Source organism: Gemmiger qucibialis, from assembly GCF_027689445.1.
In the GTDB taxonomy this organism is placed as follows: domain Bacteria; phylum Bacillota; class Clostridia; order Oscillospirales; family Ruminococcaceae; genus Gemmiger; species Gemmiger qucibialis.
In genome coordinates this window covers 156,293-169,447 of sequence record NZ_JAQFEN010000001.1, presented here as the reverse complement: position 1 = coordinate 169,447, position 13,155 = coordinate 156,293, and the positions used below count along the sequence as shown (strand labels likewise).

General features: G+C 53.7%; 8 protein-coding genes and 1 tRNA gene. All 9 read left to right on the top strand.

Going from position 1 to position 13,155, the window contains the following annotated elements:
* Nucleotides 1–35 precede the first annotated feature (35 nt).
* The 9 genes from rpoC (at nt 36) to PG062_RS00750 (ending at nt 12,763) form a co-directional block, all read left to right on the top strand.
* Nucleotides 36–3,611, top strand: a complete 3,576-nt coding sequence (rpoC, locus tag PG062_RS00790; RefSeq protein ID WP_270750599.1) for a DNA-directed RNA polymerase subunit beta' — start codon at nt 36–38, stop codon at nt 3,609–3,611.
* Nucleotides 3,612–3,734: 123 nt separating this feature from the next.
* On the top strand, nt 3,735–4,763 hold the full coding sequence (locus tag PG062_RS00785) for a helix-turn-helix transcriptional regulator (RefSeq protein ID WP_270750598.1): 1,029 nt from the start codon (nt 3,735–3,737) through the stop codon (nt 4,761–4,763).
* 222 nt (nt 4,764–4,985) lie between these two features.
* Nucleotides 4,986–6,800, top strand: a complete 1,815-nt coding sequence (gene pepF / locus PG062_RS00780) for an oligoendopeptidase F (RefSeq protein ID WP_113999043.1) — start codon at nt 4,986–4,988, stop codon at nt 6,798–6,800.
* A 666-nt stretch (nt 6,801–7,466) separates the two neighbouring features.
* Nucleotides 7,467–7,892, top strand: a complete 426-nt coding sequence (rpsL, locus tag PG062_RS00775; protein ID WP_113999044.1) for a 30S ribosomal protein S12 — start codon at nt 7,467–7,469, stop codon at nt 7,890–7,892.
* A 111-nt stretch (nt 7,893–8,003) separates the two neighbouring features.
* Nucleotides 8,004–8,474: a 30S ribosomal protein S7 gene (gene rpsG, locus PG062_RS00770; protein ID WP_113999045.1), complete on the top strand. Its 471-nt coding sequence runs from the start codon at nt 8,004–8,006 to the stop codon at nt 8,472–8,474.
* A gap of 25 nt (nt 8,475–8,499) precedes the next feature.
* The gene (gene fusA / locus PG062_RS00765; RefSeq protein ID WP_270750596.1) at nt 8,500–10,623 is read left to right on the top strand and encodes an elongation factor G; all 2,124 of its coding nucleotides are present in this window, start codon (nt 8,500–8,502) and stop codon (nt 10,621–10,623) included.
* Nucleotides 10,624–10,728: 105 nt separating this feature from the next.
* Nucleotides 10,729–11,934 (top strand): elongation factor Tu, encoded by a 1,206-nt coding sequence (gene tuf, locus PG062_RS00760; protein ID WP_113999047.1) that lies wholly within the window; start codon nt 10,729–10,731, stop codon nt 11,932–11,934.
* A 490-nt stretch (nt 11,935–12,424) separates the two neighbouring features.
* The gene (locus PG062_RS00755; RefSeq protein ID WP_270750594.1) at nt 12,425–12,658 is read left to right on the top strand and encodes a hypothetical protein; all 234 of its coding nucleotides are present in this window, start codon (nt 12,425–12,427) and stop codon (nt 12,656–12,658) included.
* Between the two features lie 18 nt (nt 12,659–12,676).
* Nucleotides 12,677–12,763 (top strand) — tRNA-Leu (locus PG062_RS00750).
* Nucleotides 12,764–13,155: the final 392 nt, after the last annotated feature.

The window sequence follows — 13,155 nt, the reverse complement described above, 5'->3', positions numbered from 1 at the left end:
TGTTTACGTCACGATTAAATGAGAGGGTTCGCTGAATGGAAAATAAAGAGTTCGATTCTATCAAGATCGGCCTTGCTTCTCCCGACCAGATCCGTGCCTGGAGCTATGGCGAGGTCAAGAAACCTGAAACCATCAACTACCGCACCCTGAAGCCGGAGCGCGACGGCCTGTTCTGCGAGCGCATTTTTGGACCTACCAAGGACTGGGAATGCCACTGCGGCAAGTATAAGCGCATCCGCTATAAGGGCAAGATCTGCGATAAGTGCGGTGTCGAAGTTACCCGCGCTAAGGTCCGCCGCGAGCGCATGGGCCACATTGAGCTGGCTGCACCCGTTTCGCACATCTGGTATTTCAAGGGCATTCCCAGCCGCATTGGCCTGATGCTGGACATCGGCCCCCGCCAGCTGGACAAGGTGCTCTACTTTGCAAACTATATCGTTACCGATCCCGGCTTTACTCCGCTGGAGAAAAAGCAGCTCCTGACCGAACGCGAGTACAAGGAGATGCGGGAAAAGTACGAGGATACCTTTGAAGCCGGCATGGGCGCCGAAGCCGTCCAGAAGCTGCTGGCTGAGATCGACCTGGAAGCTCTGTCCGCAGAGCTGCATGAGGAACTGGAAAAGGCTACCGGCCAGAAGCGCGTCCGCCTGTTGAAACGCCTGGAGTGCGTTGATGCGTTCCGCCTGTCCGGCCAGCGCCCGGAGTGGATGATCCTGAACGTTGTTCCGGTCATTCCGCCGGATATCCGCCCCATGGTCCAGCTGGATGGCGGCCGCTTTGCGACTTCCGACCTGAACGATCTGTACCGTCGCGTGATCAACCGCAACAACCGTCTGAAGCGCCTGCTGGAGCTGGGCGCTCCCGATATCATCGTGCGCAACGAAAAGCGCATGCTGCAGGAAGCAGTTGACGCCCTGATCGATAACGGCCGCCGCGGCCGCCCGGTCACTGGCCCCAACAACCGCGCCCTCAAGAGCCTTTCCGATATGCTGAAGGGCAAGCAGGGCCGCTTCCGCCAGAACCTGCTGGGCAAACGTGTTGACTACTCTGGCCGTTCCGTTATCGTTGTCGGCCCTGAGCTGAAGATGTACCAGTGCGGTCTGCCCAAAGAGATGGCTCTGGAGCTGTTCAAGCCCTTCGTTATGAAGGACCTGGTCCAGAAGGGCATTGCCTCCAACATCAAGGCTGCCCGCAAAAAGGTCGAGCGTGCTTCCACCGAGGTGTGGGACTCTCTCGAAACCGTCATCAAGGGCCATCCCGTTCTGCTGAACCGTGCACCTACCCTGCACCGTCTGGGCATTCAGGCATTTGAGCCCGTTCTGGTCGAAGGCCACGCCATCAAGCTGCACCCGCTGGTCTGCACCCCCTTCAACGCTGACTTCGACGGCGACCAGATGGCTGTCCATCTGCCGCTGTCCACCGAAGCACAGCGCGAAGCCAAGATGCTGATGCTGGCTTCTGGCAACCTGCTGAAGCCGTCTGACGGCGAACCCGTCACCGTGCCCACGCAGGATATGATCCTGGGCTCTTACTACCTGACCATGGTCAACCCCGAAGACCCCGGCCACGACAAGGTGTTCCGCGATGAGGACGAAGCCCTGATGGCTTACGCCGAGCATATCGTCACCCTGCAGGCTCCCGTTAAGGTGCGCCGCACCATGGACTTTGGCAACGGCCCCGAAACCGCCCTTGTCACCACCACTGTCGGCAAGATCATCTTCAACACCCCCATCCCGCAGGATCTGGGCTATGTGGATCGTACCGACCCCGAACATAAGTTCGATTACGAAGTCGATTTCCAGGTCACCAAGAAGAAGCTGCCCGACATCATCAGCCGCTGCCTGACAAAGCATGGCACCAAGCGCTGCGCTATCATGCTGGATCACATCAAGGCACAGGGCTATAAGTATTCCACCCTTTCCGCCATCACCGTTGCCGTGCCTGACGCTATCATCCCCGAAGAAAAGCCGGCGATCCTGGCTGCAGCTGACAAGAAGGTTGAAAAGGTCATGAAGAACTTCAACCGTGGTCTTATCTCTGATGAAGAGCGCTATAAGAACACCGTTGAGATCTGGCAGGCAGCTACCGAGGAAGTTTCCAACGCTCTGTCTACCAACCTGAAGACCCACCACCAGCGCAACCCCATCTATATGATGTCCGACTCTGGTGCTCGTGGTTCTATGGACCAGATCAAGCAGCTGGCCGGCATGCGCGGCCTGCTGGCTAACACCGCAGGTAAAACCCTGGAAATGCCTATCCGTGCAAACTACCGCGAAGGCCTGAACATCTTGGAGTACTTCATCTCTTCTCGAGGCGCTCGTAAAGGTTTGACCGATACCGCACTGCGTACTGCTGACTCTGGCTACCTGACCCGCCGTCTGGTTGATGTTTCTCAGGAAGTCATCATCCGCGAGGAAGACTGCCACGCTACCGAGGGTATCCTCGTCAGCGAGATCAGCGAAGGCAACGCTACCATCGAAAGCTTCTCCGAGCGTCTGATTGGCCGTTATGCTCTGCATGACGTGATGGATCCCAAGACCGGCGAACTCATTGTGTCCAAGGACAAGATGATGGATATGTTCGACGCTGAAAAGATCAAAGCTGCCGGTATTACCGAGCTGGAGATCCGCAGCGTGATGACCTGCCGTGCTCACGTTGGCGTCTGTGCCCGCTGCTACGGCTCCAACATGTCCAACGGCCAGTGCGTTAAGGTCGGTGAATCCGTCGGTATCATTGCGGCACAGTCCATCGGCGAACCCGGTACTCAGCTGACCATGCGTACCTTCCATACTGGCGGTATCGCATCTGCTGAAGATATTACTCAGGGTCTTCCGCGTGTTGAAGAACTGTTCGAGAGCCGCCGCCCGAAGGCAATGGCTATCATGTCCGAGATCGCCGGTACCGTCCATATTGACGATACCAAGAAGAGCCGCCACGTTGAAGTGACCGGTGTTGACGATAACGGCGCACCGGTTACCAAGAGCTACCTGATCCCGTTCGGCCACCGCCTGAAGGTGATGGAGGGCGATGTGCTCGTCAAGGGCGCACTGTTGACCGAAGGCCATGCTTATCCGCAGGATATCCTGGCTGTCAAGGGCCGCATTGCTACCCAGAACTACCTGATCAGCGAAGTCCAGAAGGTTTACCGTCTGCAGGGCGTTGAAATCAACGATAAGCATATCGAAGTTATCGTCCGCCAGATGATGCGTAAGGTTCGCATTGACGATGCAGGTTCCAGCGAGTTCATCATGGGCAGCGTTGTCAACCGCCGCGATGTGATGATCGAGAACGAGAAGATTCAGGAACGCATTGATGCAGGCGAAACCGACCTGAAGCTGGTCCAGGCCAGTCAGATCCTGCTTGGTATCACCAAGTCCAGCCTGGCAACCGACAGCTTCCTGTCTGCTGCATCCTTCCAGGAAACCACCCGCGTTCTGACCGAAGCCGCCATCAAGGGCAAGGTTGACCCGCTGGCCGGTCTGAAGGAGAATGTCATCATCGGTAAGCTGATCCCCGCCGGAACCGGTTTGCCGGAGGTTGAAGAAGAACTGGCTCGCGCCGAGGAAATCCGCGATGCCGAAGGCAGCGCTTACGACCACGCTGAAAAGTAAGACTATTCTTATCTGATAAGCTTAGCCTGACAATAAAACATAACATCCCCCACAGCATTCTCCGCACGGGCAACTGCGAACGGAAAGGGTACTGTGGGGGATTTTTATGCTGCTTTGCAGGAAATGAAACTGCTTATTGCGGAAAAGTGGCAGAAAAGTGATACAAAGTTGCTTGAAAATAGTAGTACAGCTGTGCTATGCTGGCCCCAAAGAAAGGGGGATAGCACCATGACATTGGGAGAGAAAATTGCATCCGCCCGGAAAGAAAAAGGCATGACCCAGGAAATGCTGGCAGAGCAGCTGGGGGTAACACGGCAGGCTGTGGCAAGGTGGGAGACAGGAAAAGCACTGCCTGGCACAGCTAACCAGTTTATGCTCCGAGAACTGTTGGGTATCCCGCCGGAAGAGGTTGCTTTGGAAGAAAAGACAGAAACAAGAGAACCAGATGTACAGGAAAAGGCAGAAACGGCCGGAAGCCTGACAGCAAAACAAACGTGGGTACTGATTGCGGTAATGGCAATTTTGCTATGGCTTGCTCTGCAATTTGTTGGGCTTGGCGCGGCGATTGGATTGTTGATACTTCTGTTCATTTCAATAAGCGGACTCTTTTTTATAGCGGCGGGAAAAAGCGGCGCTGCAACGGCTGCAAAAGCAGCAGCAAGGCGGGTACGGTATTTAGCGGCAGCAACACTGCTGGCGGTACTTTTATGGTGCATTGCTTTTGTGGCATCTGCAAACTACCAAAGTACAGCGATGTGGAACGTACCACAAGATGTATGGCAGCAATACCCCACAGTTGCCGCATGGATGCAGCATTGTGAAACAATGGGCAGCGGTGTCTATATGCAGCAGGTGGATTTACCAGCAAGTCAGGGGGCCGCAACGGTATATCTTGTCTGCCGCAATGGCGTGACCAATGAACAGGCAGGAAAAATCACCCCCAATCCACTGCGGCTGCGCTTCTGGGTTACTTATCAGGCAGGGGAGAGCGAGCCCATGCTGGATGTGCTGACGTTCTGCGGAAATAAGGACTATCAGGTGTTTTTCAGAATCGGGAAAGACCAGTCTGATTGTATCTTTACGACAAATGAAAGTGAAGCGTTGGCAGGAGAAGTAAGAAGCCTGCTGGAAAGCCGGGCAAATGACAAATAAAGAAAGTTAGAGAAATGAGCCTGTGCAGGAACCGTGCATAAACACTGTTTCTGCGCAGGCTTTTTGTTAAATAAAAACGGATTTGTTTTTTCTAACATTTGGTGTATAATACTTTTATACTGGGTTTGTCTGTGCAGGATGAATGGTGCCTGCATGGAGGGCAGGGGAGAACGCTTCCCTGACTGGCTCAGAAAGACATCATATAGAAAAGGAGAATCCGCTATGTCGGAAGCATTGAAAGAACGCAAAGAGATGGACCCGCAGTACCAGTGGGACCTGACCAAAATGTACGCCAGCGATGCGGAATGGGAAAAGGCTTTTGCCGCCATTGACCCCAAAATTGAAGCTTTGGCTGCCTGGGAGGGCAAGCTGAACAACGCTGCCAGCATTCGTGAATTTTATGATGCAGAAATCGGCGTGTTCCGTGAACTGGAAAACCTGGCTGTCTACACCAGCCTGCGTCTGAGCGAGGATACCCGTGCTGATGACGCCCAGAGCATGGATGCCCGCGCTACCGCCAAATATGTAAAGGCTGTCGGTACCATCGCCTATGCTCAGCCGGAAATCTTGGCACTGCCGCAGGAAACCCTGGATGCCATCATGGCTGACGAGCAGGTTGCCCCCTATCGTTTTGCTCTGGAAGACCTGCTGCGTGCAAAGCCTCACACCCTGACCGCCCCGGAAGAAAAGCTGCTGGCTGCTTTCGGAGAGGCATTCGGCACCCCGAAAAATGTTGCCGATAACCTGGAAGACGCCGACATGGTGTTCGATTCCGTCAAGGATGGCGAGGGCAACGATGTGGAGCTGACCGCTTCCAACTACATCCTGCTGCAAACCTCCAATGACCGCGTGCTGCGCAAGAATGCCTTTGAAAGCTACTACAAGAGCTTCCGCCAGCACATCAACACGCTGGCTGCCTCTTACTCCGGCGCTGTCAAGACCGCTACCGCCGAAGCCTCCGTCCGTCATTATGAATCTTCCCGCGCCATGTCCATGGCAGGGGAGAACGTGCCCGGCCAGGTCTATGATAACCTGGTGGCTACTGTGCGCAAGCACCTGCCGGATATGTATCGCTATGTTGCTCTGCGCAAGCGTATCCTGGGTGTGGACGAGCTGCACTACTATGATGTGTACGCCCCGCTGACCAAGGGCGTCAGCGCACATTACACCTATGACCAGGCCAAGCAGATGGTTCTGGATGCCGTTGCACCGCTGGGCGAAGAGTACGGCACCATCGTTCGCAAGGGCTTTGCCGAGCGCTGGATCGATGTGTTCCCCAACAAGGGCAAGAGCGGCGGCGCTTACTCCGGCGGCAGCTATGATTCCAACCCCTATATCATGTGCAACTTTACCGGTACGCTGGACAGCGTTTCCACCATTGCGCATGAGATGGGCCACAGCATGCACAGCTGGTTCAGCCGCCATACCCAGCCTGCCCAGTATGCCGACTATACCCTGTTTGTCGCAGAGGTCGCTTCCACCGTCAACGAGAACCTGCTCATTGAGCACCTGCTGGCAGAAAAGAACCAGGATCCCGCAACCCGCCTGGCCCTGCTGAATCAGTACCTCGAAAATTTCAAGGGAACCGTCTACCGCCAGACGATGTTTGCCGAGTTTGAGCGCGATGCCCACGCCATGGCCGAGCGCGGCGAAGCCCTGAATCCCGCCGCCCTGAACAATCTGTACAAGAAGCTCATTGTGGACTACTTTGGACCGGAGCTGGTTGTGGATGACGAAGTACAGTACGAGTGGGCACGCATCCCGCACTTCTACCGCCCGTTCTATGTTTATAAGTATGCAACCGGCTATTCCACTGCCGTGGCATTGTCCGAGGGCATCCTGAAGAATGGCGAACCGGCTGTTAAGAAGTACCTGGAGTTCCTGCACATGGGCGGCAGCGCTTACCCGCTGGATGAGCTGCGCCATGCCGGTGTGGACCTGACCACCCCCGCCCCGGTGGATGCTGCCCTGGATAAGTTTGGCCGCATTCTGGACGAAGCCGAAGCCTGCGTGGCACAGCTGGAAGCTGCAAAATAAGCAGGGGAAAGTCCGAGGGGGTATCTGAAAAATTCGAAAATTTAGTCTGTTTCTGCAAACACAGCGGGATTTTGCGTTAAAAAGCCTTGGAATCCGCAAAGGATTCCTATGGCTCTTTGCCTTAAATTCTGCTTGCGTTTGCGAAATATCCGTCGTTCTCTTTGTTTTCAGAGACACCTTAAGCGCAAAATTAGGGCAATACCGCATAATTCTAAGTGCCGATACGGCGAGCGAGGTGCGGCAGCTGCTAAGCCAAAAGCGCAGATAATACTGGATGCTGCAAAGGTGAGCGCCGCCAGTGGCGGATGCAGCGAACCGAAGCAGGGGCAGCGGTCGCAGAGTGCGAGGGGCTTTTGCCCCCGAAGCACGATGCGGGTACCGCAACCCGACATTATCGAGCATTTTGGCAACGCAGATGCCGTGCCGCAGCCGCCGGAGCGGTGCTTGAGCCGTTAGGCGGGAATTGTGCGGTATTGCCTTAGAACCCCCAGTGCAGAAAATCAGCATCTTGCACGATTATTTGAAATATTTTTTGTGAATACTCTTGACAGAGCGTGGTTTATCCGCTATTATAATAAATGCGTGAGTTAAGGGGTCAAGTGCGGCCAAAATGGAAGCACAACCCCCGCAAAAACTGCGCGGAATAATCAAGAAAGGAGAAAAGAAATGCCTACTTTTAACCAGCTCGTACGCAAAGGCCGTGAGGTCCTGGTAACCAAGAGCACTGCTCCTGCCCTTCAGAAGAGCTACAACTCCCAGAAGAAGCAGTACACCACCATGAACAGCCCCCAGAAGCGTGGTGTTTGCACCGCTGTTCGTACCATGACCCCCAAAAAGCCCAACTCTGCTCTGCGTAAAGTTGCCCGTGTCCGCCTGACGAATGGTATCGAGGTCACCTCCTACATTCCTGGTATCGGCCATAACCTGCAGGAGCACAGCGTTGTCCTGATCCGTGGCGGTCGTGTTAAGGACCTGCCCGGTGTCCGTTACCACATCATCCGTGGTACTCTGGATACTCAGGGTGTTGCAAACCGTAACCAGGCTCGCAGCAAATACGGCGCAAAGCGTCCCAAGGCCGGTGCCAAGAAGTAAGGAAACATCTTTTCGCCATAAAATGGTCAGCTGACCCTTTTGTGGCATAACGGGAGTTTTCTTTAACTTTCGAGTACCGATGATATCATTAATGTGAAGGAGGGAAGAAAGATGCCCAGAAGAGGTAAAATCGCAAAGCGCGAAGTTCTGGCTGATCCTATTTACAATTCCAAGCTCGTCACCCGTCTGGTCAACAGCATCATGCTGGATGGCAAGAAGGGCGTCGCTCAGAAGATCGTTTACGAAGCTTTTGAGACTGTCAAAGAGAAGACCGGCAACGATCCTCTCGAAATGTTCGAGAAGGCCATGGAAAACATCATGCCCAGCCTCGAAGTTAAGGCCCGCCGTGTCGGCGGCTCCACCTACCAGGTTCCCCTGGAGGTCAGCCCCGCCCGCCGCGAGACCCTCGGCCTGCGCTGGCTGACTCTGTACAGCCGCAGCCGTGGTGAAAAGACCATGTCCGCTCGCCTGGCCGCCGAGATCATCGACGCTACCAACAACGTTGGCGGCGCCGTCAAGAAGCGCGAAGATACCCACAAGATGGCAGAAGCCAACAAGGCTTTCGCGCATTACCGTTATTGATCTGCTTACTGAGGAGGTTTAAGCCATGGCAACGCCGAGAGACGTATCCCTGCAAATGACCCGAAATATCGGTATCATGGCCCACATCGACGCAGGCAAGACCACCACCACCGAGCGCATTCTGTACTACACCGGTATTAACCATAAGATCGGCGAAGTTCATGACGGCGCTGCTACGATGGACTGGATGGAGCAGGAACAGGAACGTGGTATTACCATCACTTCCGCTGCAACCACCTGCTACTGGAGCCACACCGAGACCCAGCACGATCCGGCTCTGTTCAAAAAGAACCGTCATCGTATCAACATCATCGACACCCCGGGCCACGTTGACTTTACTGTTGAAGTTCAGCGTTCTCTGCGTGTTCTGGACGGTTCTGTTACCGTTCTGGCCGCAAAGGGTGGCGTTGAGCCTCAGTCTGAAACCGTTTGGCGCCAGGCTGACGAGTACAAGGTTCCCCGCATGGTTTACGTCAACAAGATGGATACCATGGGTGCTGACTTCTTCCGCTGCGTACAGATGATGCATGATCGTCTGCATGCCAACGGTGTGCCTATCCAGTTGCCTGTCGGCCAGGAAGACACTTTCCGCGGCATCATCGATCTGATCGACATGAAAGCCGATATCTACTATGATGATATGGGCAATGATGTGCGCGTTGAGGAAATTCCTGAAGACCTGAAAGAACAGGCTCAGGAATATCATGACAAGCTGATCGAAGCTGTTGCTGAGACCGACGAAGAGCTGATGATGAAGTACCTGGACGGCGAAGAGCTGACCAAGGGAGAAATCAAGGCTGCTCTGCGTAAGGCTACTATTTCCAACGAGATCGTTCCTGTTGTCTGCGGCTCTTCTTACAAGAACCGTGGCGTTCAGAAACTGTTGGATGCAATCGTTGATTATATGCCTGCTCCGACCGACGTTGCGGCCATCAAGGGCACCAACCCGGAGACTGGCGAGGAAGAAGATCGCACTTCTTCCGATGATCAGCCGTTCTCTGCACTGGCATTCAAGATTATGACTGACCCGTATGTCGGTAAGCTGTGCTTCTTCCGCGTGTACTCTGGTACCGTTGAGGCTGGCACCACTGTTTACAACTCTGTTAAGGATCAGGACGAGCGTATCGGCCGTATCCTGCAGATGCATGCAAACAACCGTAAGGATATCGACATCTGCTACGCTGGCGATATCGCCGCTGCTGTTGGTCTGAAGAACACCACCACTGGTGATACCCTGTGCGATGAGAAGCATCCCATCATCCTCGAGTCCATGAACTTCCCCGAGCCGGTTATCCGCGTTGCCATCGAGCCCAAGACCAAGGCTGGCAGCGAGAAGATGGGTATTGCCCTGTCTAAGCTGGCTGAAGAGGACCCGACTTTCCGTACCTGGACCGATGAAGAAACCGGTCAGACCATCATCGCCGGCATGGGCGAGCTCCACCTGGAAATCATCGTGGACCGTCTGCTCCGCGAGTTTAAGGTCGAAGCTAACGTTGGCGCACCTCAGGTTGCCTATCGTGAAACCATCCGCAAGGATGCTAACCAGGAAACCAAGTACGCACGTCAGTCCGGTGGTAAGGGCCAGTATGGTCACGTTAAGATCAAGATTGAGCCCAACCCGGGTAAGGGTTATGAGTTTGTCAACGGTATTGTTGGCGGCGCTATCCCGAAGGAATACATCCCCGCTGTTGACAACGGTATCCAGGGCGCGATGAAGTCCGGCATTCTGGCTGGCTATCCTGTCGTGGATGTCAAGGTCACTCTGTGGGATGGCTCCTATCATGAAGTTGACTCCTCTGAAATGGCGTTCTCCATCGCCGGCTCCATGGCATTCAAGGATGCTATGAAGAAGGCTGATCCCGTCATCATGGAGCCCATCATGAAGGTTGACGTTGTTGTTCCTGACGAGTATATGGGCAACGTCATTGGCGACTTGAACAGCCGCCGCGGCGCGATCCAGAACCAGGAATCCACCGATGGCACTGCCCGTGTCACCGCTATGGTTCCTCTGTCCGAGATGTTCGGTTACGCTACTGACCTGCGTTCCAAGACCCAGGGCCGTGGCCAGTACTCCATGGAGCCGGCTGATTACCAGCAGGTTCCCAAGAGTGTTGCAGATAAGATCATGACCGAGCGCAATAAGGGCTGATTCTGCACAAATTCGCGCAAAATACTTGATTTTTCTTGAAAAATCTAGTATGATAGCCTTACAACAGGCTATTTTATCTGTTTGAATTAAAGGAGGATACTTCCAATGGCTGAAAAGGAAAAATTTGACCGCTCTTTGGAGCATGTCAACATCGGTACCATCGGTCACGTTGACCACGGCAAGACCACTCTGACTGCCGCTATCACCAAGGTTCTGGCTCTGAAGGGCGACGCCGATTTCATGGATTACTCCAGCATCGATAAGGCTCCTGAAGAGAAGGCTCGTGGTATCACGATCAACACCGCTCACGTTGAGTACCACACCGCGAAGCGTCACTATGCCCACGTTGACTGCCCGGGCCATGCTGACTACATCAAGAACATGATCACCGGTGCTGCTCAGATGGACGGCGCTATCCTGGTTGTTGCTGCAACCGATGGCCCGATGCCGCAGACCCGTGAGCACATCCTGCTGGCTCGTCAGGTTGGCGTGCCCAAGATCGTTGTGTTCCTGAACAAGTGCGATATGGTTGACGACGAAGAGCTGCTCGACCTGGTCGAAATGGAAGTTCGCGAACTGCTGGACAGCCAGGATTTCGACGGCGACAACACCCCGATCATCCGTGGCTCCGCTCTGAAGGCTCTGGAGAGCACTTCCAAGGATCCCGATGCTCCGGAATACAAGTGCATTTGGGAGCTGATGGACGCTGTTGACAGCTACATCCCGACCCCGGACCGTGCTGCTGATAAGCCGTTCCTGATGCCCGTTGAGGACGTTATGACCATCTCCGGCCGTGGCACCGTTGCTACCGGTCGTGTTGAGCGTGGTACTGCTCATGTCGGCGATCAGATGGAAATCGTTGGTCTGAAGGAAGAGAAGCTGACCACCACCATCACTGGTCTGGAAATGTTCCGCAAGAGCCTCGAGTTCGCTCAGGCTGGCGACAACATCGGCGCTCTGCTGCGTGGTATTGACCGTGACCAGATCGAGCGTGGCCAGGTTCTGGCTGTTCCCGGCTCTGTTCATCCTCACACCACTTTCGATGGCCATGTTTACGTCCTGAAGAAGGAAGAAGGCGGCCGTCATACCCCGTTCTTCAACAACTATCGTCCTCAGTTCTACTTCCGTACTACCGACGTTACCGGCATCATCACCCTGCCCGAAGGCACTGAGATGTGCATGCCCGGCGACAACGTTGATATGCACGTTGAGCTGATTACCCCGGTTGCCATGGAAGAAGGCATGCGTTTCGCTATCCGCGAAGGCGGCCACACTGTTGGTTCCGGCGTTGTTTCCAAGATCGAGAAGTAATTTTCGGCTTGTGATATAGCTTTCAAGGCCCCTGCTGTTAAGGCAGGGGCCTTTTTGTTGTGTACGACTTATGGGACGGGGAGGGGGCAAAGGCCGGGTGTGGAAGACCAAGGAAGGCATCATGAAAACATCAGGAATTGTAGATAGGGGAGAGGACACTATTCGGAACGTTGAAAAAGTGGAGCAGGAGGGGGCACTCACACCGCCCTACCTTGGGAAGGTGTATTTCAGGTCGCGGTTAAGGGGCAAGGGTTGATCTATCCCTAAGGCAATACCGCATAATTCCCGCCTTGCGGCTTAAGCACCGCTCCGGCAGCTACGGCACGGCATCTGCGTTGCCAAAATGCTCGATAATACATCCAGGATTATCTGTGCTTTTGGCTTAGCAGCTGCCTCACCTCGCTCGCCGTATCGGCACTTAGAATTATGCGGTATTGCCTTATAAAAAGTCAACCTTTTACGGGGAAAAGAAAAATATCGCTACTCTTTTTTGAAAAAATCACAAAGGAAATTTTGTGTTTTTCTTTTGGAAAGAGGAATTTTGGATGAAAAAGGGGAGTTCGGGAAACAAAAACAGGAAAAACTTTGTAAGATATGGGGAATAAATGACGATGAAACGAACTGTATTTTGACGAAACTAAAAAGGCATAAAATAATAAAAAAACTTTCAAAAAGTGTTGACAAAAGGGGGATACTTGGTTATAATAATACTCGTCGCTGGTGAGGCGGCCAAACAAAATAAGCGGATGTGGCGGAACTGGCAGACGCGCTAGATTCAGGTTCTAGTTCCCTTAAAAGAGTGTGGGTTCAAATCCCTTCATCCGCACCAAAGAGCTTCAAGCTTTGGCTTGAGGCTCTTTTTCTTTGTCTTGGCTTTTAAGTTTGTTTATTGCCCTGCCAAAAGCAGAGAGATGATTACCGCTCCGGTATCAGTGAGGAAAAAAGGCCATATGAAGGTTTACCACAAGCTGTCAGGCGAATTTCCATATGCCTGCGTTCCCCTGTGGCCCTGAATCTGGCTCTAAACCGTGTTCCCAATAAAGCAAGATAAAAGGACAGTGTATTCGTATGCTGCCCTCTTTCATACAACGAAATGTCCACGGACGGAACACAGATATATTGCCCACAAAAACATTTTTTTAAATATTTTTTACTTCGTATCAACGATAAAAATAGATTGTTTTTCCACGGGGCACACCTGTCCGCCCTATTGCAATCTTG